We start from the raw sequence: 22,571 nt of genomic DNA on the forward strand, positions 1-22,571 counted from the left end.
GAAAGGACCCCCGTCATGAAGGAACTCCGCCTCCACGTCCCGGCCCACATCGCCGACCTCGTCCCCTACCCGCCCGGGAAACCCCTGGAGGAGCTGGAACGGGAATACGGCATCACGGGCGCCGTCAAGCTCGCCTCCAACGAGAACCCCCTCGGGCCCTCGCCCAAGGCCGTGGCCGCCGTCCGCGAGGCGGCGGCGAACCTCCACCGCTACCCCGACGGAAGCGGCTACTACCTCAAGCACCGGCTGGCCGAACGCCTCGGCGTGGACCTCGCCGGGATCGTCCTCGGCAACGGCTCCAACGAGCTCATCGACCTCCTGGTGCGGGTCTTCGTGGCCCCGGGGGACGAGGTCGCGAGCAGCGACCCGGCCTTCCTCGTGTACCGGAAGATGGTCCAGGCCGCCGCGGGCCGGAACGTCCTGGTCCCCCTGCGCGGCCACCGGCACGACCTCCCGGCCATGGCGCGCCGGGTGACGGACCGGACCCGGCTCGTCTTCCTCGACAACCCCCACAACCCCACGGGCTCCATCCTGGCCCGGCCCGACTTCGAGGCCTTCCTGGCCGACCTCCCGGAGACGGTCCTCGTGGTCCTGGACGAGGCCTACGCGGAGTTCGTCCGGGGGGAGACGCCCCGCGCCCTCGACTACCTGGGCCGCGACCGGCGGGTGGTGGGCCTGAGGACCTTTTCCAAGGCCCACGGCCTGGCCGGGCTCCGGGTGGGCTACGGGGTCATGGACCCGGAGGTGGCCGGCTACCTCGAGCGGGTCCGCCAGCCCTTCAACGTGAACGCCGCGGCCCAGGCCGGCGCCCTGGCCGCCCTCGACGACGAGGCCCACCTGCGCCGCACCCTCGAGGTCACCTGGTCGGGCATGGACCGGCTGCGGGAGGGGCTTTCCGCCCTCGGCTGCCGGGTGCTCGAGAGCCACACCAACTTCCTCATGGCCGACATGGGCCGGGACGCCGGCGAGGTCTACGAGGCCGTGCTCCGGCGCGGGGTCATCCTCCGTTCCATGGCGGCCTACGGCTACCCGACGTGGATCCGGATCACCGTGGGCCGCCCGGAGGAGAACGAGCGGTGCCTGGCGGCCCTGGCCGAGGTGCTGACCGGCTAGGAAGCAAGGAGTCCGACGATTCGCCGAGCCGGCCGCTCCGGCACGTTCCGGGCCCGCTCCCCGGCCCCCGGCCCGCCCTTCAGCACCCCCCGTTGCGCCCCGGGACGAAGAGCACCCGGAGGGTCCGGAGGATCAGCCGGACGTCGAGCCAGAAGCTCCAGTTGGAGATGTAGTAAAGGTCCAGCCGGACGATCCGGTCGAAGTCGCGGATGCGGTTCCGCCCGCAGACCTGCCAGAGCCCGGTGATCCCGGGCCGTATGCTGATCCGCCGGTAGTGCCAGGCCGCATACTGGACGACCTCCTCGGGCGTGGGCGGCCGCGTCCCCACCAGCGACATCTCCCCCTTGAGGACGTTCCAGAACTGGGGCAGCTCGTCGAGGCTCGTCCGCCGGAGGAAGCGCCCCACCCGGGTCACCCGGGGGTCGTCGGGCACCTTGAAGATGGGGCCGTCGTGGTGGTTGCGGTCGAGGAGCTCCGCCTTGCGGCGTTCGGCGTCGGCGATCATGGTCCGGAACTTGAGGATGCGGAACCGCCGGCCGTTTCGCCCCACCCGGACCTGGCGGAAGAGAACCGGGCCGGGGGAATCGAGCTTGATGGCGAGGGCGATGGCGGGGAAGAGGACCGCCGTGGCGGCGAGGCCTACCAGGGCGCCGGTCACGTCGAGCCACCGCTTGAGGAGCAGGAGGTCCGGGTCGAGGGGCAGGGAATAGAGGCAGAGCGCCGGCCACTCCCCCAGCCGACAGGGCGCCATCCGGGCGTACCCGGTCTCCTCGTGCACGGCGGTGAGCACCCGGGTCACCTTTCCGAACTCTTCGCACAGCCGTAAGAAGGCCCGAACCTCCCGGGGACCCGGGGGGGTGCCCCGGTCCAGGGCCACGAAGACCTCGTCCACCACCCGCCGCCTGAAGAGGCGGCGCACCCGCTCCAGGACGTCGCCCTCCGCCCAGTCCACCGCCTCCACCACCCGGATCCCGAGCTGGGGCCGGGCCGCGATCCAGTCGAGGAGCCGCCGGAAACGCTCCCCCCGCCCCGCCACCAAGACGTGGCGGAGGTTCCGTCCCCGGCGCCGGAACGCCCCCTGGATCCACCGGATCAGGATCTTCTCCGCAACGAGGGCCCCGGCGGCGAGGAGCAGGAAGAGGCCGAAGAAGCTCCGGCTGAACCCCCCGGCGTGGGCGAGGTAGAGGGCGGCGCCCGAGAGCACCGCCGCCCAGGCGGCGGCGGAGAGCACGCGCCGCACCGTGGTCCAGGCGGGATCGTAGCGCTGGGAGCCGTAGAGCCCGTACCGGTGCAAGAGGAACAGGAAGAGCGCCGAGAAGGGGACCACGTACCAGAAGTAGCGCGGGTCGAGGGTGCGGCCGAGGAGCCGCCCCTGGAGGAGGCAGGCCGCGGCGAAGGCCGCGGCGATGACGAGCCCGTCCAGGGCAGCCGCCAGGAACACCAGGATGCGGGAATATTCCCGGAGCACGGCCCTTCCTCCCCTCGAGGCTTCCACCCGCCCGGCGGCGCCGCCCCCGGCGCGGCCGGCGGATCCAATCCACCCTTCTGTATGATTCTATATCAAAGGCGCCCGCTCATGGGGTGAGCGGGCGCCGGGGGGTGCACTTTTTTCCTGCCGGCGCCGCGACGATGGGACCGGGCCGGCGGCGGAGATACGCCTCGGGCCGGTCAGCGCCTCCGGGTCCGCACGGCGGTTCCCTCGACCCGCCACTCGGACTGCGCATAGAGAAAAGGAATGCAGAACCAGTTCCTGTGGACCACCGCATCGGTCAAGACATCACCGCCGGATCGATCCAGGGCGTCGTCGATGGCCTCCTCCAAGGTCGGCGGGCCGCCGATGGGAATGAACAGGATGGTCCGTTGCACGTCCCGTCCCACCGTCTTCTGCCGCCGGCCGTCGTTCAATGCGAAATCCTTCGTGTTCACCAACCGGTTCGAAAGCACGGTGAAGTCCCCCTGCCGTACCGAGCAGGCACAGAGAAGAACCGCCGCCGACAGGATCCCGATCCACGTGAATTTCATGCCGACCTCCGCCGAGCCTAGCGGGACGCCCCGGTGCCCAGGTGCCGGGTATCCACCACCGTTCCCTTGACCTTGACCACCTGCTGACCGATCACGACGGCGGACCATTCGTCCGTATAGACAACCGCATCGGTCATGAAATCTCCGCCGGCCCTGTCCAGGGCGTCGTCCACCGCCTCCTCGATCGTGGGCATGCCGAGCGGGATGAACAGGACGACGAACTTCTTGCTCACCCCCCAAACCCGCTTTCCGGGCGCACGATCCAGGTCGATGCCGTCGAGCTTCACATTCCGGGTGGAGATGGCGGTGAGGTCCGCCTGTCTCACCGCGCATCCCGACAACGCCACGAGACCCGCCAGCACTACGGAAAAAGGCACCAGGCGCCGCATCACGGCCTCCTTTCCTCCCCCGAAACCGGGAGACGTTTCGGGATCGGCCCCGCCGGCGCCCCTCCCCTGCGGGGGACACCCGCGGATCCCGTCCCATTCACGCGTCTATTTTCCAAGAAAGATCCGGCCTTGCCACCTGTCCAAAGGTACAGGTCGGGCGGATCCCGGGGCTGGACGGGAATTCGGGCATGCACGGCCCGCATCCACGGCGAGGGAGGGGCCGCGGGCGCGGCGGCAGCCCTCGCGGTGAGCGGCCTGGCCAAGTCCTTCGTGGCCGACGGCCACGAGCTGGAGGTGCTCCGCGGCCTCTCCTTCACGATCCGTCCCGGCGAGGCCTCCGTGCCGGGATCAGCCGAGGTCCAGGAAGCCTTCCTCCAGGGCCCGGGCCACGGCGTGGGCCCGGGTCTCCACGTCGAGCTTCCGGAGGATGTTCCCCACGTGGAACTTTACGGTTCGCTCGCTGATCCCCAGGATCACGGAAATTTCCCACGTCCCCTTTCCCTCCTTGATCCATCGGAGGACTTCCGTCTCCCTGCGGGTCAGGGGGGAGGCCCGCATCGGGACGCCCACCGCCCGGCGCAGGGCCTCATGGAGGTGGGGGACGACCAGGGAGAGGATCTCCTCGGTCCGGGGGCACCGGGGGAGGCCGTGGAAGCAGAAGAAACTGCCGACCCTGCCCCCGCGGTCCCGGGCGCCGTGGGCGTAGCCGACCCCCTCCCGGGTCCGGTGGAACCCGAAATCCTCGGCAAGGGAGGCGATCTCGAGCATCCGCGGGGAGGGGCGCCGCTGGATGGTATCCGCCCAGTACTGGAGGCGGAAGCTCCGGAAGTTCTCGACCAACACCGGGTCGTGGAACACGAGCCCGCGCTCCTGCAGCACTTCCAGGTAGGGCTCCGGGTAATCCACGTTGACGGGATGCAGGGCCTTGGCGGTCTTCCCGGGCGGCAGGACCGCCGCGCAGGACAGGGCCGCCTGGTAGGGCAGCAGGTCCGAGAGACGGCCGACGAGCCGCCGGAGATCCTCCTCCGTCGTGCAGGAGAGGCTTTCGTCGATCATCTCCAGGAGGAGAACGGCGTCCCGATGGGACAAGTGCTGGATCTTCATCTATCCAGGACGGCGTGACAAGAATACGCCAACCGCTGCGGTGCTTCGGATGCCCTCGTCATTGCGGCGTACCCAGCGGCGCCTCGTTCCTCGATGGCGTCAAAATGCGCGGGCTGCTGCGGTGCTTCAAGCTCCTCGCCCCTCCGCAGTCCCCGTGCGCCCCTCATCCGCCGACAGCCTCGCGCCGTGCATTTTGCGATTCGGGGTGCGCCACCCACCCCCTGAGGCCTCTTTGGATGAGACCATCGATCAAGACAGGCAAAAAATCCCTTTTTCACTAGATTAGGCCAATCTTCCTGCGTTTTCAAGACTCGTTCTGGTTCCATCGGCGGCGTCCCCTTTCCCCGCATGCGGCGGCAACGGACCGGGGGCAGGCCGGTGCACGTCGCGGTGGCCGGCCCCGCCCCGTTGGGGTACCCTGGAAGCGGTACCGGCCGGCCACCGGCCGGGGAGACGCCGGCGGCGGCATTCGCGCTGGAGGATTCCATGGACCTGCATCCCGAAACGGACCGGGTCGCCATCTCGGACCTCATGGCACAGAGCGGGGTCCGGTTCGGGACCAGCGGGGCCCGGGGCCCGGTCCGCCGGATGACCGACCTCGTCTGCTACGCCTACACCCGGGCCTTCCTGGAATACCAGCGCGAGACCGGCGCCCTGCCCCCGGCGGGCGGCGCGGTGGTCCTGGCCGGGGACCTCCGTCCCAGCACCCCGCGCATCCTGGCCGCCGCGGCCCAGGCCGCCCGGGACCTCGGCCTCGACATCGTCCACGCCGGCCGCGTCCCCTCCCCGGCCCTCGCCTGGGCCGCCATCCGCCGGGGCATCCCCGGCGTCATGGTCACGGGGAGCCACATCCCCGAGGACCGAAACGGCATCAAGTTCAACCGCCCGGACGGCGAGATCCTGAAGGCGGACGAGGCCGCCATCCGCCGCCGGTCCGTCCGCCTCCCGGCCGGCCGCTTCGACGCCGCCGGGGCCTTCCGCCCGCCCCCCGGCCCGCTCCCGCCGGCGGACCCCTCGCCCCTCGCCGACTACCTCTCCCGCTACCTCGCCTTCTTCCCGCCGGGATGCCTCGCCGGGCTCCGGGTGGGCCTCTACGAGCACTCCTGCGTGGGCCGGGAGGTCATCGGCGAGGCGCTGGCCGCGCTGGGGGCCGAGGTGATCCGGCTCGGCCGAACGGCGGCCTTCGTCCCGGTGGACACCGAGGCCATCCGGCCGGAAGACCGGGAACTGGCGCGGCGCTGGGCCCGGGAGGAGGAGCTGGCCGCCCTGGTCTCGGCGGACGGCGACGCGGACCGCCCCCTGATGGCCGACGAGGCGGGGCGTTGGCTGCGGGGCGACGTGGCGGGCATCCTGGCGGCCCGCTACCTCGAGGCCGACACCGTGGTGACCCCCGTCAGCTCCAACACCGCCCTGGAGCGATCGGGGCTCTTCCCGGAGGTGCGCCGGACCCGCATCGGCTCGCCCTACGTCATCGAGGGGATGCTGGCCGCCGCCCGGTCGGGCCGGGGCCGCGTGGTGGGCTACGAGGCCAACGGCGGCTTCCTCACCGCCTCGCCCATCGCCCTGGGCGGCCGGACCCTGGCCCCCCTCCCCACCCGCGACGCCCTCCTGGTGATCCTCTGTCTCCTCCACGAGGCGCGGCGGCGGCGGGTCCCCCTCTCGGCGCTGGCGGCGGAGCTGCCGCCCCGGTTCACCGCCAGCGACCGGCTCCGGGACTTCCCCCCGGAGCGGAGCCGCGCCGTTCTGGCGGCCCTGGCGCCGGAGGGCACGGCCGAGGCCGCGGCCGAGCGGGCCCTCGGGGACCTCTTCGGCCCCGTCCGCCGGGTGGACCTCACCGACGGCGTCCGCCTCACCTTCGCCAGCGGGGAGATCGTTCACCTGCGCCCGTCGGGGAACGCCCCGGAGTTCCGGTGCTACACCGAGGCGGACACGGAGGAGCGGGCGGCGGAGCTGCTCGGCCTCGCCCTGGGGCGCATGGAGGCCTGGCGCGGCGGGGAGGCGGGCCCTCAGGCGGGTTCGCCCTCCCCCTCCCGCCCGTAGGCGTCCTCGAGGCGGACGATGTCGTCCTCGCCGAGGTAGCTCCCGGTCTGGACCTCGATGATCTCGAGGGGGATCTTGCCGGGGTTCTCCAGGCGGTGGACCGTGCCCAGGGGGATGTAGGTGGACTGGTCCTCGGTGAGGACCAGGACCTCGTCGCCGCGGGTGATCCTGGCGGTGCCCCGGACCACCACCCAGTGCTCGGCCCGGTGGTGATGGCGCTGGAGGGAGAGCCGGGCCCCGGGCTTCACGGTGATGCGCTTGACCTGGAAGCGGTCGCCCGCGTCCACTTGCTCGTAGCTCCCCCAGGGGCGGAAGACCCGCCGGTGGGTCTCGGCCTCGCCGCGCCCCTCGGCGCGGAGCCGCGCCACCAGGGCCTTCACCTCCTGCACCCGGTCGCGGGGCGCCACGAGCACCGCGTCCGCCGTCTCCACCACCACGTGGTCCTCGAGGCCCACCGCCGCCACCAGCCGGTGCTCGGCCCTGAGGAGGCACCCCCGGACGTCCTCGGCCACGACGTCGCCCTCGAAGACGTTGCCCCGGCGGTCGGCACCGCCGGCCGCCCAGAGGGCCGACCAGGAGCCGAGGTCGCTCCAGCGGGCGGGCAGCGGCACCACCACGGCGTCGCCGGTGCGCTCCATCACGGCGTAGTCGATGGAATCGGAGGGGCAGGCCCCGAAGGCCTCCGGATCGAGCCGCAGGAAGTCGAGGTCCACCCGGGCCCGGGCGTGGGCCTCGCGGCAGGCGGCGAGGATCTCCGGGGCGAAGCGCTCGAGTTCCTCGAGGTAGCGCCGGGCGCGGAAGAGGAAGATCCCGCTGTTCCAGAGGCAGCCGGCGGCCACGTAGGCCTCGGCGGCCTCCCGGTCGGGCTTCTCCACGAACTCGGCCACCGGGACCGGTCCCGGCCCCTCGCCCCCGGGGCGGATGTAGCCGTAGCCCGTCTCGGGCCCGGCGGGAGTGACGCCGAAGGTGACCAGCGCCCCCGCCTCGGCGGCGGGGCGCCCGGCGGCCACGGCCCCGGCGAAGGCGGCCCGGTCTTCCAGCAGGTGGTCCGCCGGCGACACCAGGAGCAGGGCGTCGTCCCCCTCGGCCCGGAGCACCTCCAGGGCCGCGCAGGCCGCCGCCGGGGCCGTGTTCCGGCCCGCGGGCTCGAGGATGAGGGTGGCGTCCTCGACCCCCGCCCCGCGCAGCTCCTCGGCGGCCAGGAAGCGGTGCCGGTGGTGGCAGACCAGGACCGGCGCCCCCCGCCCCGGCAGCGCCGCCATCCGTTCCACCGTGTCGCGGAGGAGGCTCGGCCCCGCGCCGAGCCGCAGGAACTGCTTGGGGTGCGCCGCCCGGGAGAGCGGCCAGAGCCGCGTCCCGGACCCCCCGGAGAGGATCACCGGTACGAGCTTCACGCCGCGCCCCCCCTCACCGGCGGATCTCCGCCAGGTGCTCCAGGAACCACCGGTAGGTGTCCCGGAGCCCTTCTTCCAGGGGGATCCGCGCCGACCAGCCCAGGGCACCGAGCCGCGAGACATCGAGGAGCTTGCGGGGCGTCCCGTCGGGGCGGGAGGTGTCGAACTCGATCCGCCCCGGGTACCCCACCACCTTCCGCACCAGTTCGGCCGCCTCGCGGATGGTGACGTCCGACCCCACCCCGACGTTGACGATCTCCTCCCCGTCGTAGCGTTCCATGAGGAAGAGGGCCGCGTCGGCCAGGTCGTCCACGTGGAGGAACTCGCGCCGGGGCGTCCCCGAGCCCCAGACGGTGACCGACGGGGCGCCGGCCTCCTTGGCCTCGTGGAACCGGCGGATCAGGGCGGGCAGCACGTGGCCGTCCTCCAGGCTGAAGTTGTCCCCCGGGCCGTAGAGGTTGGTGGGCATGAGGGAGATGGCGCGGAAGCCGTACTGGCGCCGGTAGGCCTGGCACATCTTGATGCCCGCGATCTTGGCCACCGCGTACCACTGGTTGGTGGGCTCCAGGGGGCCGGCGAGGAGGCAGTCCTCCCGCATGGGTTGGGGGGCGAGGCGCGGGTAGATGCAGGAGGAACCCAGGAAGAGGAGCTTTTCCACGCCGGCCCGCCACGCCGCGTCGATGACGTTCACCTCGATGAGGAGGTTGTCGCGGATGAAGTCGGCGGGATAGGTGTCGTTGGCGTGGATGCCGCCCACCCGCGCGGCGGCGAGAAAGACGTAGCGGGGCCGCTCGCGGTCGAAGAAGGCCCGCACCGCCGCCTGGTCGGTGAGGTCCAGCTCGGCGTGGGTCCGGAGCAGGAGGTTCCGGAACCCGGCGGCCTCGAGGCGGCGGCGGATGGCCGCCCCCACGAGACCCCGGTGGCCGGCGACGTAGATGCGGGCGTCCCTTTCCATGGCCGGTGTCTCGATTCCCTTCCCCTGCCGGGCGCCGTCACTCGTTGTAGTCGAAGGTCCGGAAGCCCCGCCGCCGGCACAGCGCGTCGCGCCGGGCGTCGTGGAGGTCGGCGGCCACCATCTCGCGGACGAGCTCGTCGAAGGTCACCTCCGGCACCCAGCCCAGCCGCTCCCGGGCCTTGGTGGGGTCGCCGAGCAGGGTCTCCACCTCGGTGGGGCGGAAGTAGCGGGGATCGACCCGCACCACCACGTCGCCCGCCCGGGGCCCCCGGCCCTCGGCCCCCTCCACCGGGGCCGTCACCGCGTCCACCACCCCCGTCTCGTCGAGCCCCTCGCCCTCCCAGCGGAGGCGGATGCCCAGCTCGGCGAAGGCCCGCTCGCAGAACTCCCGCACCGAGTGCTGCTCGCCCGTGGCGATGACGTAGTCCTCGGGCTCGTCCTGCTGGAGCATGAGCCACTGCATGCGCACGTAGTCGCGGGCGTGGCCCCAGTCGCGCCGGGCGTCGAGGTTGCCCAGGTAGAGGCAGTCCTGGAGGCCCAGGGCGATCCGGGTGGCGGCCCGGGTGATCTTGCGGGTCACGAAGGTCTCGCCGCGGACGGGGGACTCGTGGTTGAAGAGGATGCCGTTACAGGCGTAGATCCCGTAGGCCTCCCGGTAGTTCACGCAGATCCAGAAGGAGTAGAGCTTGGCCACCGCGTAGGGGGAGCGGGGATAGAAGGGGGTCCGCTCGGTCTGCGGCGTCTCCCGGACCTTGCCGAAGAGCTCCGAGGTGGAGGCCTGGTAGAACCGGGTCCGCTTCTCGAGGCCGAGGATGCGGATGGCCTCCAGAAGGCGGAGCGTTCCCAGGGCGTCGGCGTTGGCCGTGTACTCCGGGGTCTCGAAGGAGACCTGGACGTGGCTCTGGGCCGCCAGGTTGTAGAGCTCGTCGGGCTGCACCTCCTGGATGATGCGGATCAAGTTGGTGGCGTCGGTGAGGTCGCCGTAGTGGAGGATGAAGCGCCGGTCGGGCTCGTGGGGGTCCTGGTAGAGGTGGTCGATGCGGTCGGTGTTGAAGAGGGAGGCCCGGCGCTTGATGCCGTGGACCTCGTAGCCCTTCCCGAGCAGGAACTCGGCCAGGTACGCCCCGTCCTGCCCGGTGATGCCGGTGATCAAGGCCTTCTTGGTCACGGTGTCCTCCTCCCCTGCCGGTATCGGGGCCGGCACCCGCGCGCCGGCTCCCGGTCCGCCCCAGGATAGCCGGGTTCGCGCCCGGCGTCCACCGCCGGCCGGGGCCGAAGCCGCAGGAGTTCCGCCTCGAGGCGGCCGAGCACGGCCTCGCGGTCGAGCCGGTCCACGGCGTAGGCGCGGGCCGCGGCCCCCAGGGCGTCTTCTTCCTCGACCTCCCGGGCCGCCGTCTCCAGCTCCGCCTTGGCCCGGCGGATCCACTCCAGGCGCCGCTCGGCCGTCGGCAGCTCCTCGGGAAACTCGTCTTCCCGGCGGCCCCCGTAACACGGGTCCTCGGCCCGGTCCGTCTCGTCGGCCTTGGCCAAAAGCGCTGTCACCTCCTTCCGAAGCGCTTTCGCCTCCATCCGAAGCTTCTTGTACCGGCGATTCCGACAAAGTGCCGCCCTGGCCCGGACCTTCGTTTCGTCCAGGACAATCACCCCGGGCCAGGCCCGCCCGCCGGCACAGCGGAAGTCCGGCAGGTTGCCGGCGGACAGCCACCGGAAGGCCACGTCGTTCACCAGCGCCGCCTCGATCTTCCGGCTCGAGGTGATCCCAACGCAGTAGGCATAAAGCAGGACCTTGACCCTCATCGCCGGATGATAGGCCGCCCGTCCCTGGCCGTTGGCCCGGTAGTAGCCGTAGATCTCCCGGAGGTCCATCACCTCCACCGTCTCGGAGATGAACCTGGCTAAGTGTCCCTCCGGGAGCCAGTCATCAATGGAGGGCGTAAGCAGAAAATTCGGGTGGTACGGAAGGAAGTTGTAGGACATGCCCCTCTACCCTGAACGTCATCAGGCCGGAATTATTGAAAATATACTATCCTGGCCTCCGGCGCCACCCGCGTGGCCCGAAAAATCAAAATGTCTGCTGGACAGGTTCAATCCACGTTTTTGGAGTTCGCGAGTTCATGTAGAAGTATTTTTACAAATTGCAAATCATCAAAAAGGTATCTCTTACTAAGTCTGCGAGGCTCTAGCATTAAACGGAAAAACCATTCTAGACCTAAGCGACGCATCAAGAGAGGGGCACGCCTTTTTAGACCTGTATAAAATTCAAATGCTGCCCCCAGCAACAGAAAAACGGGAACATATTTCCTTCTTTCCATCAATTTCAAAAAAATTAATTTCCCCAACCTTTCTTGTTTTGGGAATCCAAGGCCTATAAAGACGTATTTAGGCATCTCTCGCTCTATTACACCACTATATTTATTAGCAAGATTGCCAATCATCACTCTATCATCAGCATCGAAAAAAGGAGCAGCCTCCCAAATAATATTATCATATTCAGACATTAGCTTAAGACCAATTTTGTTTCTTGAAACGACAAAAAAACACCTCTCATTTTTAGCCTTTATTCTCTTGAATAAAACGCCAAAAAGGTCACTTCCAGTCAATCGTCCCGCCAATGGTTTACCAAGCAGCCGACTAACGACAATAACAGGAGCCCCATCAGGCAATATTAAAAATGACTTATCATAAAATGACCTCAATTCAAAATAATGATTAAATTTGACAATCTGATCAACATTAGGTGTAATAACAAAAGGAATCTTATTGTCATCTAGATCGAATATTTCGAAATTAATGATATATTCAGCTACGTGCTCGACACATTCACAAGTCACAAAATCAAATCCAAACAGTTTGTTACGCTCCATATTCATCCTCCAAAATATCATAGAAAGCTTCTGTAGAATACATATCCATAATTCTATCAAAACATGTGTAATTCATAGCCCCACACATCATGCGTTCTGCATCATTAATAATCAGCGACACAATATGCTGCGCAAATTCCTGAGGAGTTGCTCCGACCCTCACTCCCGCCGTATCTGGTATGCCTTCAGCTCCGACCGGAGTTGTCACAACCGGGAGCCCTCGCATCATTGCATCAAGGATTTTAATTTTTATACCACTTCCTGACAAAAGCGGAGCCACAAAAACATCTGCATTTTCATAATAACTATCTATTTCGTCAATATAGTCAAAAACTTGAATAAAATCTCCATCTCCATATTTCTTGATGCTATGAGGTGTTCCCTTCCCTATATGTATAAATCTAACATTTTTTATTTTCGCCCTAACTAGCGGCAAAACATGTCGCAGAAAGTATTTTAAACCAACAATATTAGGAGGCCAATGGCCAGTACCAATATGTAAAATAGTATTAGTACGCCTCAGCAAAGAAACTCTATGCCTTTTATGAAGTAAGCGTGACGGGAAAAAAAACTGAAATCGGCTGCTCTTTGGACAAAGCTTTCTAGCAATATTGTAATCATTAGAAGAAATAAATATTACTTTATTAGCAAAGCCCCAAAATTTTTTCTCCCACAATTGTATCAAAAAAAGCTCTCCAATAAGGAAAAACTTACCTAACTTTAGCATATTGTTAGCATAACGGCGCACAAGAACGCTTTCAATATTGTGTGACTGAATCAATATCTTGGCACCCTGTTGTTCTACAAATATACGTTTTAAAAATTTATTCAAAAAAACACGAGCACCGAAAATCTCATCTATAAATACAATATCATATTTATACCTTGAAGATAACATGTATATTCTCCGAATATAATCAATGTATGAATCTCTAAAAAAATAATAAGATTTGCAAAAAATATTATAAAACGGAAAGAGAAAAGATGGCAATCTCCGAATCCGCGCCAATTCAATATGGCAAACATTAGCGAGGCCTAATATCTCCTTGTCTTTAGCACTTATTTTTTGAGCACATAAATCATCTTTAAAAGCAACAACATCACAAATATATTTCTCACTTAACAACTGTAATGTTGACAGAGAAACTTTTTTCCCCCCACTTATTGCAGGAACAGGAAAGTTTCTACACAAAAACAAGACTCTTTTGGCCATACCATCTCCTCCAAATAATATGTTTTGTGTAAACTAAGCCAAGCAAGAAAAAGATATAACCACTTCCAATATAAGATATTGATGATTCGCTAAGACTTGCAACAACACACGTCGAAAAAGCTACGGCTAGTACAATTGAATGGAGCTTCCGCTGCTCAGATATAGAAAGATAATACAAATGAGATAACAACCAGAGATAAATTATAAATCCAACAATTCCAATCTGCCCAACAAAAGCTCCCAGATAACTCTCCCCTATTCCAATTTCAGTTTCTGGAGAAAATAGTTTGGCAAAGTTCCCAGATCGTCCCAGACCACAACCCAACGGGAACTTAAACATCAGCAAAAAATTGTATAACAAACCTGCCACATGGTTCCTGACAGATTGGCTATGTTCCATAAAGAAAAATACAATTACCACAAACAAAAAAAACGAACATAGGATAAAAATAAATCGGAAAAATAGACTTTTGTTGCTTAAGGCAAATATGCCAAGAGAAATAAAGACAACAACCAACCCCCCCTTACTAAATGTCAACAAAAGAGCTACAAAACACAGAACAAAGATAATCCAGTTGCGTGTCAAAAAAGATAAAACAACAACATAGGACAGAAAATGACCCGACAATGTAGGCTCAACAAGAAGTGTCACATTTCTCCGTAATGGCCTGCCAACCCATTCCACAAAATCATATGTATAGAAATTCCCGGGAAGACCTCCAGGCCCATATGCCCATTGTCCCATTCTTTTCTGCATCATGTAACTATTTATTCCGAATTTTTGCCAAAAGGTATCTCCTAAAAATATCATCTCAAAAAATCCAAATAGCACAACAAGAAGCGAGATGGCTAAAACTACCTTGTTCAAACTCCACAATTCGACTTTGCCCATTAGTCGGCCAACGAAGAAAAAAGACGGAACTATAAGAAGTTGCCTTGCTGAAATAATTTTCGAAGTCAAATTTGAAGCATCAGGGTAAAAAATATAGACGCATATTACAAGAATCCATAAAATCATGCATATATCTAAATAACCAAAGATATTATTGATCCTGGAAAACATGAATGTGAACAAAAACGAAACAGCAAACAACATTAATAAAAAAATAATAAGAAAATCTTTTATAAAAATAATAGGAACGATACTAATAAATGGAGACAAAATAACTGACACAATATTTTGAAAAGCAAGCAACAAAAATAAGACTATTATGAGAAAATTTCTAAGCATTATTAAGCCCAAGTTTCTTGTATCTAAATATTCCATGTGGCGATTCTAGAATTTTTTAAAATATAACTCTGCTTAATATATGTAGTGACTCTTCATATAAACCAATACTTTTCGCTATAGATAAAAATCTTTGCTCTTCATCAAATGTCATAAAACTATTTCTATTAGCTGGACGCAACTTTCCTGCATAGTCAAAATGTACACCGAAACTTTCAAAAACAGATTTACTTTTCCCTGGATTACGCACGATCTCCTCATAGCACAATACATTTCCGCCCACTTTTTGAATTTTCTTCAGTGCGACAAAATTTGAAACGATCCAGACTCCAAAAAATCGATTCATTGCCTTAAATCGCCACAAAATTCTATCTAAGATCCCCAAATCATAAGGCGAACAGCCATACCTCATTTCTATATATTTATACATTTCATCAATGTAAAAAAAACGCCCCCTAATGAAAGGCCCAAGTCCAATGCGCAGTATTTTCTTCAGAAACGAGCCAAACCTAAAACTACTTCTTATAATAGATCTATATACATCAAAAGGATTTCGAACTATATGGACGACCCCGCAACCATAGGATGCTGCTATTTTGTCAAGAAAAAAATGCCATCTATTGCTTTGCAGAATAATTGGCGTGTCTGAATCGTGAAACAATTTGACATATGAAAGTAATTCATCACAGGAAGTAGGGAAAACAATTCCAACGTTCGGGTGATGCCAGCGAAGAGCGTCAAGAAAGTCCATATCTAATAAATATTCATCAAACAATACCGTTTCATGGAGAGGATCAGCTTCCCTATTGAGCCAATAATCACGTACCAACAAAAATAAGCGCTCGTGACATGGCTCATAGTATACTCTATAATAAGGGTTGCTTTCTTTTAATATTCTCCATACAATTGTTGTGCCACTCCTAAAGAAACCATTTACAAGAAGTCGAAGAGGCATCTATTCTCTCCTTAGGAATCGAACGCAGAAACATTCCAAAATCGGACTCCAAAGTAATATTAGTCGCCCATAGTCTTGGCTTCAAGACCTTTGAACGTGCCCGCCTTGCACTGACACCCACTTGCTCTTGTAATCTGGACTACACTTGTTTTGTGCCGAACAATAGGCTCAAAGATTGTCCATAATTTTTGCACTAATATCGACCCATCTAAACAGGGCCATTCCGCGCAACAGTCCATTTAATGGAGCATATTTATAGATTAACCTTGTTTTATAAGATAAAGCTTTCTTCCAAGAGCGCCATGACGATTTAAGTCTGCCAAAACTGAAAACTCTCTATTCTCACTTAAAAAGTGATTAGTACCCTTGGTAACACCTGGCCATTGACTATTATAGTAATCATCCACGGCAATAATACCATTCTCGATAATATGTTTGCTGCAAAGATTAAGATCAAAATACACCTGATCCATAGAATGACCGCCATCTATATGGGCAAAGCGAAATATTTCTCTGCCAAGTTTCAATTTATTACTTAAACACTTATGAATAATGATACGCTCATTCTCGACATTAGGGTTCAATCGTTTAATATTAGAAACTAGCCTTTCAGGAGAAGGCTTATCCGAATACTTGTCATCCGTATCGATCTCAAAGGCGTCACATATAACAATCTTCTCATCTGGCTGAAGACATTTTGCCATTAATGCTGTGGACCGTCCATGATAGCTGCCTATCTCTAGCAAATCTCCTTTTAGCCCTATTGCTGACTGATACGATAATATTAGAAAAAAGTGAGCGCAGTCGTCAATGTTAAACCAACCAGGAATGTCTTTTATTTTATCGAATACGCACCTAATTAATGGCCCTGCCTCTCCAATATAAGCATATTTTGTTGATTCTCTAAGGTAAGCTGAATGCTGATGGCTCTTAAGTTTTCTTTTTAATGGCTCTGGAATGATTTTTTTCAGAATGTGTAGCACTTAAGTATCCTCCACGCAATCCAACTAGTTCTTCTGACTTGCGTGCTTAAGAGCCTGTCCTCAAACTTCAGAGGATACGCCGCACGACAAGAGTATCCGAAGCACTGCGGCGATCGGCTATTTTTTTGTGACGCCATCAAGCCTGGACCGTCCACCATCATCCAGGCGACACCGGCCGAGCAATAAATAAGATGTTGGCTTGCCTCTTCACCGACACGTCTCCCTCCTCTACTCCCGAGATAGAACAACGGCGCTCATGCCCATGCCACCTTGTGGTCCGCCTCACCTCCCCCCTCCCTTCCAAAACACCGTCCACACCCCCAGGTTCCGCCGGATATAGACTACCATGGCGGCGTTCCAGAAGACCATGCACGCCGCGCTGGCCGCGGCGGCGCCGTTCATCCCGAAGAAGGGGATGAGCACCGCGTTGAGCCCCACGTTCATCACCGTGGCTGCTGCCACGATGTTCCGCGCCGCCACGTGGTGCCCCGTCATCTGGAGGATGTAGCCCACCGAACCGCAGGAGGCGTTCACGAACTGGGCGAGGGTGAGGATCACCAGGGCCGCGGCCCCGGCCTCGAACCCCGCTCCGAAGAGGCCGAGCAGGGGCCCGGGCGCCGCCAGGAAGACCGCGAGCACCGGGGCCGACCACCAGAAGATCATCCGGGTGGACTGCCGGGCCACCCGGCCCAGGCCCGCCACGTCGCCCCGGCCCCAGAACTCCGAGAACTTCGGCGCGGCGATGCTGTTCACCGCCACCAGGGCGAGGCTCGTCACCGTGGCGAGCCGGACCGCCACGTTGTAGATCCCCACCTCGGCCTCCGCCCGGAAGACGCCCAGCATCAGGATGTCGGTCCAGTTCATCACCATGCCCAGCGAGGTGGTGACCATCATGGGGAAGGAGACCCCCACGAGCTCCCGGATCGGGAGGAAGGGCTCGCGCCGCACCCGGAGGAGGCCGGAGCGGGCCGTCCAGGAGACCAACGCCGCGGCCAGGGCCGCGAGCATCCCCTGGACGTAGACCCAGAGGGCGTAGCGCGGGGAGAGGCCGGCCCCGGCGGCGAGGTAGAAGGCCGCCGCCGCCCACAGGAAGGGAAGCGCCAGCTGGTAGAACCCGTATTCCGCGGTCCGCTTGAGGCCCCGGAGCGACTCGGTGACGAGGTAGAGCGCCACGTAGGGCGGAAGGGCCCAGGCGGCCAGCTCGAGAAGCGGAGCGAGGCCGGGCTTCCGGAAGACGGCGTCCGCAAGCCACCCGGCGGCGGCGTGGATCACCAAGGCGAGCCCCGCGGCGGCGGGGAGCCCCAGCCCCAAGGCCTTCAGGAAGACGTCCTTCACCCGCCCCGGCCGCCCGGCCGAGGCCCCGGCCGCCACGAAGCGAAGGAGCGCGAGATCCAGCCCCAGACGCCCGGCCATCCCCGCCACCTGGAGCACGGTGAAGGCCAGGGCGAAGAGGCCCCACGCCTCGGCCCCCAGCCGGCGGGTCACCAGCAGGGTGAACCCGTAGGCGGCGGCCATGCCCAGGACGCGGAGGACGAGAAACACCCCGCTCCCCCGGACCAGCTCGGCCAGGTCCCGGTCGCCGGCGACCCGCTCCCGCAGGCGGCTCAACCGCCGGATCACGGCCCGGCGCCCCCGCCATCACCGCTCCCCCTTTCCCCGTGCCGAAACGCACGCTGTTCCACCTGCCATTCCGGCCACCCCGCCCGGAAAAACGGCCGGCCCGCCGCCGCCCAGGCGGCGCCGCGGGCGAAGAGGGCGTCGGCCGACCGCCGGAGGCGCCGCAAGAGAGGCCGCTCGACGTGGCGGTGCAGCAGGAGCCCGGCCCCCACGGCGCTCGCCGCGAGGAAAAAGAGCACCAGGGCGGCGCCGGGCTGGGAGCCGATCGCCCCGCCCCAGAGCGGGTCCAGGGCCGTGACCAGCTTGAAGGCCAGCCGCTCCACCTGGCCGTGCACCAGATAGATGGCGTAGGAGGCGTCCCCCACCAGGGAGAGGAGGCGCCGCCGCGCGAAGAAGCCCTCCACCGCCGGGGAGGCGGAGCCCAAGACCAGGAGGAGGCTCCCGGCGCCGAGGCCCAGGATGGAGGGAAGGTCCCTCGGCCAGGTCGCGACGGACGCCGGCCTCGCAAAGAGGGCGGCCGCCGTGGCCGCGAAGAGGATGCCGCCGGCCGCCAGGCAGGCCGCCCCCACCCTCCCCCCGGCCGCCGGCCGGAGCCGCCGGAGCCCGAACCAGAGACCGCCGGCCGCGAGACCGAAGAGGAACAATAGGTTGAAGGGATGGAGCAGGATGCCGCCCCGCCAGGGGCCGGCCAGGAGCAGGCCGAGCCAGGCCGCCGCCACCGCGGCCCCGAGCCGCCGGTCCAGGACCAGGGCGGAGAAGAGGGCATAGAAGAGCACCTCGTAGCGGAGCGTCCAGCTCACCGGGATCACCAGCACGTTCTCCTTCATGAAGAAGAGGGCGTTCAGCCAGAACTCCCGGAGGTCCGGGCCGTGGACGAGGAACCGCCACCCCCCGGAGGCGAGCAGGATGATCCAGTAGAACGGGTAGATCCGGACCAGGCGCCGCGTCCAGTACCACGGCAGGCGCCGGGGCCGGCCCACGTCGCCGGCGTGGGCGAAGAGGATGATGAACCCGCTGATCACGAAGAAGAGGTGGACGCCGCAGAAGCCCACGCGGAAGGCCCCCCAGAGGGGCGCCACCCCGTAGTGGCCGGCCACCCGGAGCGTCCCGTGGAAGAGGACCACCAGGAGGACCGCCAGGGCCCGCCAGGCCTGGATGGTTTCAAGTTTCACACCGTCGCTCTCGCCAGGTCACGGCCCGGCGCCCCCGTCCTTCTCATCCGCCCGCTCCCGCTGCCGGTCCAGGAACTCCAGGAAGAAGGCCAGGAAGAGGGCGAGGAGCCCCCCGCCCAGGGTCCCCCCCACCACGATGAGGGCCCGGCGCGGGCGTTCCTTCTCGCGGGGCGGGGCCGCCGGGTCGATGACCCGGAAGGCGTACTCCTCCCGGACGTTGGCCAGCATGATGGTCTTGATCTGCCCCTCGATGAGCCGGTAGATGGCCTGCTGGAGCTCCACCACGTCGGTCTTCCTGAGCTCCCGCTCGAGGTAGTCGATGCTGCGGCGCGCCTCGGCCACCGCCCGCTCCCGGAGGCGCGCGTTCACCCGCCGGACCAGCTCGTTGGCCCACCGGGCGGCCAGCTCCGGGTCGGTCCACTCCACGGCCAGGGTGACGAGCCCGGTCTTGCGGTCCTCCTCCACGAAGCGGACGTCCTCGTCGAATCGGCGCCAGGCGTCCCACAGGGTGGGCCGGTCCTCCGGGTCCGCCGCCTTCCAGCGCCGTTTTTCGGTGTCCCACTCGTCGGCGAAGAGGACGGGAAGCAGCTTCTCCTCCTTGATGAAGGCCTCGGTGAAGGAACGCGAGGTGAGGGTGGCCACCGCCTCCGCCTTGCTGCTCTCCGTGCCCCCGATGTCCACCCCGGCCATGGCGGCCAGCCCCCCGAACCGGGAGGCCAGGCTCGAAAGGCGCGCATCCTGGTCCTGGTCCGTCACCGGGGCCAGGAGCACCTCGGCCCGGTAGACCGGCGGGAGAAGAAGGGCCGCCAGGAGGGCCGCCGCGGCGGCCAGGAGCGTCACCCCGGCCAGCAGCCGCCGGCGGCGGCAGAGCACTCCCCAGAGGGCCGCGAGATCCACCTCCTCCTCTTCCAGGGCCCCGGAGACCGGGACGAAGTAACCCTGGAGCGCGGGCCGCCGAGGTTCCCGAGGTTCCACGTCCCCTCCCCTAGAAGGCGCCCACGGCGTTGGCCGCGGCGGCGGCCAGCGCCAGGCGGTAGATGATCTCCGTCACGTCGCCGAAGAGGGCGAGCGGCCGGATCCGTTCCGCGTCGAGGGGCACCACGATGGTGTCGCCGGGCTCGATGCGCCGGTCGTAGGTGTGGATGAACCAGAGCGTGGTGCTGCTGCCGAGGACCGAGCCGTCGGCCCGCACCACGTACACCCGACCCGGGTCGGCCTTCTGGGTGAAGCCGCCGCTCTTCTGGATGTAGTCGTTCCGGGAGAGCGCCGGGTCGTAGAGGTGCGAGGTGGGGTAGAAGACCTCCCCGATGACGCTCACCTCCTGCGGCCGCCGCGGCACGAGGAGCCGGTCCCCGTTCTCGAGGACCACGTCCTTGTCCGCCCGGCCGGCGAGGATCCCCGGCAGGTCGATCACCATGCGCCCCGTGGCGTTGGTGCTCTCGAGCTCCTCGGCCAGGGAGCGGGCGAGATCCAGGGCCTGGGCCTTCTTGGGGTCTTCCTGGACCTGGCGAAGCGAGATGGAAGACAGGTCCGCCCGGAGCCGCCGGGCCATCCGGTCCATCTGCTCCTGCTCCTTGGCCCGGAGAGAGGCCCGGAGGAAGACCGCCCCCCGCGGGTAGGCGAGGTCGGTGAGCCCGCCGGCCCGGCGGATCACCGACGAGAGGGTCTCGCCCCGGCGGATGGCGTAGCTGCCGGGAAAGCGCACCTCGCCCCCCACCTCCACCCGCTCCTGCTTCCGCCAGCGGGGGATCTCCTTGACGTTCAGGTAGTCGTGGGGCCGGAGCGCCAGGTCCGCCGCCGGGTCACCCCGGAGCACGGCGGCGAGATCCACCGGGACGTGCGCCGTCTGCCGGTAGGCGCCCTTGACCACCTCGTACCGGGTCAGCTCCGCCTCCAGGGCATAGGCGGCCTCCTGGAGATCGCCCCCCGCCCGGATGAGGTCGCTCACCCGCATCCCGGGCTCCAGGGGGTAGCGCCCGGGCGCCCGCACCCGGCCCCCCACCGCCACCTCCGGAAGCGGCGCCCCGTGCCGGGCCTGGGCGGCGAGCTCTCCTAGCAGCCGGTCCACCACCGGGGCCCGGTCCCCCGCCGAGGCAAAGACGTAGAGCGTGTCCCGCGGCCGGAGGGGGACGTCCGCCGGGCCGCCCCTCTCGGCGAAGGCCCGGCGAAGATCCACGGAGAAGACCTCGACGAACCGCTCCGGCTGCCGCTCCCGCCGGACGAGCACGTAGCCGAGGTCCGCCCGGGGCTTCAGGGCGTAAGCCGAGGGGACGAGGTCCGTGACCCGCATCCCCTCCTGCCACTGGTACCCCCCGGGCCGCTGGACGTGGCCGGCGAGCCACACCACGTCCTCCATCTCCGCCAGCACGGACGGGACCCGCACCCGGTCGCCGTCCTGGACCGGCACCGCCCGCCCCGCCTCGGCGGCGAGGTCCACGTCGATCAGGGTCCGCTCGCGCCGATCGCTGATCCGCTCCACCCGGACGGCCGACGGGTCCGCCGTGGGAAGGAGCCCGCCCGCCAGGGCCACGGCCTCGCCCACGGTCCGCTCGCCCCGGAGCTCGTAGACGGCGGGCCGCTTCACCTCCCCCGCCACCCACACCCGGGCCCCCACGGGGGGGACGAAGATGACGTCGCCGGGCTGAAGCCGCGCATCCGAGCTGGTGTCGCCCCGCAGCAGCAGGTCGTAGAGGTCGATCCGGCCCACCACCTTGCCCTGCCGCTTGAGCTGGATGTCGCGCAGCGAGCCGGTGAGCGCCACCCCGCCACCGACGAAGAGGGCGTTGGTCATGGTGGAGAGGGCGCTCACCGTGTAGGAGCCCGGCCGGAAGGCCTCGCCCAGGAGGAAGACCCGGATGGACCGGAGCGGCCCCATGGTGACCCCCGCCTTGACGCCGATCATCTGGCGGGCGATCCGGTCCCGGACGAGGCGGCGCAGCTCCTCGAACCGGAGCCCCGCCACCGGGACCGGCCCGATGCCCGGCAGGTGCAGCAGCCCCTCCCGGGTCACCACCAGGGTGTAGTCCGCGTTCTCCTTGCCGAAGAGCTGGACCTGGACCGTGTCGCCCGGCCCCACCACGTAGTCGGCGGGCACGGGGATGTCCGTGGCCGGGGCGAAGGTGCTGGGGACCCCGGCGAAGAGGTCGTAGCCGAAGTAGCGGAGCCCCCCCGGGCCCCGCCCGGCGGTGGCGTTCGCGGCGCCGGTGGCGTTGTCCCCTTCCTCGCGCAGCCAGGGGGGCAGCACGGGGCCGGGCGCGGGGGCCGGGGGGACCCGGCGCGGGGTCACCAGCTCCGGCTCGGCCAGCGGGGCCTCGGCACCGCCGGCCCCCTCCCGCCGCTTGAGCTCCTCGAGGAGGGCCGCCCGCTGGTCCGGGGTGAGGCCCCGGAGGAGTTCGAGGCCGGCGGCACCCGGCGTCGCGCCCCCGGCCGCCCGGGCCGGTCCCGCCGGCACGAAGGCGCCCGCGGCCAGCACCGCCGCCGCCAGCACCGCCGCCATGAGCCACCGCCTCGGTCGCATCCCTC

19 protein-coding genes are annotated in these 22,571 nt (G+C 63.8%); 2 read left to right on the forward strand and 17 right to left on the reverse strand.

What is annotated here, in order from left to right:
- Positions 1-15: 15 nt before the first annotated feature.
- Entirely contained in the window at positions 16-1,113 is a 1,098-nt protein-coding gene (hisC, locus tag HCU62_RS06215; RefSeq protein WP_163299621.1) for a histidinol-phosphate transaminase, read from the forward strand.
- Positions 1,114-1,192: 79 nt separating this feature from the next.
- Here the strand turns inward: hisC and HCU62_RS06220 are convergent, their stop codons facing one another.
- From HCU62_RS06220 to HCU62_RS12590, 4 genes are all read right to left on the reverse strand, one after another.
- A complete protein-coding gene (locus HCU62_RS06220; protein WP_163299589.1) occupies positions 1,193-2,581 on the reverse strand; it encodes a sugar transferase in 1,389 nt (462 codons plus the stop codon).
- A 200-nt stretch (positions 2,582-2,781) separates the two neighbouring features.
- Entirely contained in the window at positions 2,782-3,135 is a 354-nt protein-coding gene (locus HCU62_RS06225; RefSeq protein WP_163299590.1) for a hypothetical protein, read from the reverse strand.
- A 17-nt stretch (positions 3,136-3,152) separates the two neighbouring features.
- Positions 3,153-3,524, reverse strand: coding sequence for a hypothetical protein (locus HCU62_RS06230; protein WP_163299592.1), 372 nt, complete (start codon positions 3,522-3,524; stop codon positions 3,153-3,155).
- A 348-nt stretch (positions 3,525-3,872) separates the two neighbouring features.
- Positions 3,873-4,628 (reverse strand): helix-turn-helix transcriptional regulator, encoded by a 756-nt coding sequence (locus tag HCU62_RS12590; protein ID WP_163299594.1) that lies wholly within the window; start codon positions 4,626-4,628, stop codon positions 3,873-3,875.
- A 486-nt stretch (positions 4,629-5,114) separates the two neighbouring features.
- Here HCU62_RS12590 and HCU62_RS06240 point away from each other — a divergent pair, with 486 nt between their 5' ends.
- Positions 5,115-6,668 (forward strand): phosphomannomutase, encoded by a 1,554-nt coding sequence (locus HCU62_RS06240; protein WP_246325328.1) that lies wholly within the window; start codon positions 5,115-5,117, stop codon positions 6,666-6,668.
- On the opposite strand, the gene HCU62_RS06245 is transcribed toward HCU62_RS06240, so the two are convergent.
- The 13 genes from HCU62_RS06245 to HCU62_RS06305 form a co-directional block, all read right to left on the reverse strand.
- Positions 6,635-8,062 (reverse strand): mannose-1-phosphate guanylyltransferase/mannose-6-phosphate isomerase, encoded by a 1,428-nt coding sequence (locus tag HCU62_RS06245; protein ID WP_167522313.1) that lies wholly within the window; start codon positions 8,060-8,062, stop codon positions 6,635-6,637. The genes HCU62_RS06240 and HCU62_RS06245 overlap by 34 nt on opposite strands.
- A 13-nt stretch (positions 8,063-8,075) precedes the next feature.
- Positions 8,076-9,017 (reverse strand): GDP-L-fucose synthase, encoded by a 942-nt coding sequence (gene fcl / locus HCU62_RS06250; protein ID WP_163299681.1) that lies wholly within the window; start codon positions 9,015-9,017, stop codon positions 8,076-8,078.
- Positions 9,018-9,054: 37 nt separating this feature from the next.
- Positions 9,055-10,185 (reverse strand): GDP-mannose 4,6-dehydratase, encoded by a 1,131-nt coding sequence (gene gmd / locus HCU62_RS06255; protein ID WP_169755513.1) that lies wholly within the window; start codon positions 10,183-10,185, stop codon positions 9,055-9,057.
- Positions 10,182-10,994 (reverse strand): transposase, encoded by an 813-nt coding sequence (locus HCU62_RS06260; RefSeq protein WP_163298681.1) that lies wholly within the window; start codon positions 10,992-10,994, stop codon positions 10,182-10,184. Before HCU62_RS06260 ends, gmd begins: the two co-directional genes overlap by 4 nt.
- 107 nt (positions 10,995-11,101) lie before the next feature.
- Entirely contained in the window at positions 11,102-11,881 is a 780-nt protein-coding gene (locus HCU62_RS06265) for a WecB/TagA/CpsF family glycosyltransferase (protein WP_163298680.1), read from the reverse strand.
- On the reverse strand, positions 11,871-13,094 hold the full coding sequence (locus HCU62_RS06270; RefSeq protein WP_163298679.1) for a glycosyltransferase: 1,224 nt from the start codon (positions 13,092-13,094) through the stop codon (positions 11,871-11,873). The genes HCU62_RS06265 and HCU62_RS06270 overlap by 11 nt, the downstream gene beginning before the upstream one ends.
- Positions 13,066-14,361: a hypothetical protein gene (locus tag HCU62_RS06275; protein ID WP_163298678.1), complete on the reverse strand. Its 1,296-nt coding sequence runs from the start codon at positions 14,359-14,361 to the stop codon at positions 13,066-13,068. Before HCU62_RS06275 ends, HCU62_RS06270 begins: the two co-directional genes overlap by 29 nt.
- Before the next feature lie 19 nt (positions 14,362-14,380).
- Positions 14,381-15,277, reverse strand: a complete 897-nt coding sequence (locus HCU62_RS06280) for a hypothetical protein (RefSeq protein WP_163298677.1) — start codon at positions 15,275-15,277, stop codon at positions 14,381-14,383.
- A 260-nt stretch (positions 15,278-15,537) separates the two neighbouring features.
- Positions 15,538-16,260, reverse strand: coding sequence for a class I SAM-dependent methyltransferase (locus HCU62_RS12075; protein WP_163298676.1), 723 nt, complete (start codon positions 16,258-16,260; stop codon positions 15,538-15,540).
- 282 nt (positions 16,261-16,542) lie between these two features.
- Positions 16,543-17,880, reverse strand: coding sequence for a flippase (locus tag HCU62_RS06290; RefSeq protein ID WP_163298675.1), 1,338 nt, complete (start codon positions 17,878-17,880; stop codon positions 16,543-16,545).
- Positions 17,877-19,049, reverse strand: a complete 1,173-nt coding sequence (locus tag HCU62_RS06295; protein ID WP_163298674.1) for an acyltransferase family protein — start codon at positions 19,047-19,049, stop codon at positions 17,877-17,879. The genes HCU62_RS06290 and HCU62_RS06295 overlap by 4 nt, the downstream gene beginning before the upstream one ends.
- A gap of 18 nt (positions 19,050-19,067) precedes the next feature.
- Complete coding sequence (locus tag HCU62_RS06300; protein WP_163298673.1) at positions 19,068-20,024, reverse strand: Wzz/FepE/Etk N-terminal domain-containing protein; 957 nt, start codon at positions 20,022-20,024, stop codon at positions 19,068-19,070.
- Between the two features lie 10 nt (positions 20,025-20,034).
- Positions 20,035-22,566 (reverse strand): SLBB domain-containing protein, encoded by a 2,532-nt coding sequence (locus HCU62_RS06305; protein WP_169755514.1) that lies wholly within the window; start codon positions 22,564-22,566, stop codon positions 20,035-20,037.
- Between the last annotated feature and the right edge of the window lie 5 nt (positions 22,567-22,571).

The organism is Dissulfurirhabdus thermomarina (assembly GCF_012979235.1).
Classification (GTDB): domain Bacteria; phylum Desulfobacterota; class Dissulfuribacteria; order Dissulfuribacterales; family Dissulfurirhabdaceae; genus Dissulfurirhabdus; species Dissulfurirhabdus thermomarina.

Excerpts from the sequence above, each read along its gene's own strand:
- fcl (WP_163299681.1), bottom strand. The coding sequence starts at position 9,017 with ATGGAAAGGGACGCCCGCATCTACGTCGCCGGCCACCGGGGTCTCGTG.
- hisC (WP_163299621.1), top strand. The coding sequence starts at position 16 with ATGAAGGAACTCCGCCTCCACGTCCCGGCCCACATCGCCGACCTCGTC.
- HCU62_RS06275 (WP_163298678.1), bottom strand. The coding sequence starts at position 14,361 with ATGGAATATTTAGATACAAGAAACTTGGGCTTAATAATGCTTAGAAAT.
- HCU62_RS06305 (WP_169755514.1), bottom strand. The coding sequence starts at position 22,566 with ATGCGACCGAGGCGGTGGCTCATGGCGGCGGTGCTGGCGGCGGCGGTG.
- HCU62_RS06225 (WP_163299590.1), bottom strand. The coding sequence starts at position 3,135 with ATGAAATTCACGTGGATCGGGATCCTGTCGGCGGCGGTTCTTCTCTGT.
- HCU62_RS12590 (WP_163299594.1), bottom strand. The coding sequence starts at position 4,628 with ATGAAGATCCAGCACTTGTCCCATCGGGACGCCGTTCTCCTCCTGGAG.
- HCU62_RS06265 (WP_163298680.1), bottom strand. The coding sequence starts at position 11,881 with ATGGAGCGTAACAAACTGTTTGGATTTGATTTTGTGACTTGTGAATGT.
- HCU62_RS06270 (WP_163298679.1), bottom strand. The coding sequence starts at position 13,094 with ATGGCCAAAAGAGTCTTGTTTTTGTGTAGAAACTTTCCTGTTCCTGCA.
- HCU62_RS06230 (WP_163299592.1), bottom strand. The coding sequence starts at position 3,524 with ATGCGGCGCCTGGTGCCTTTTTCCGTAGTGCTGGCGGGTCTCGTGGCG.
- HCU62_RS06240 (WP_246325328.1), top strand. The coding sequence starts at position 5,115 with ATGGACCTGCATCCCGAAACGGACCGGGTCGCCATCTCGGACCTCATG.
- HCU62_RS06260 (WP_163298681.1), bottom strand. The coding sequence starts at position 10,994 with ATGTCCTACAACTTCCTTCCGTACCACCCGAATTTTCTGCTTACGCCC.
- HCU62_RS06280 (WP_163298677.1), bottom strand. The coding sequence starts at position 15,277 with ATGCCTCTTCGACTTCTTGTAAATGGTTTCTTTAGGAGTGGCACAACA.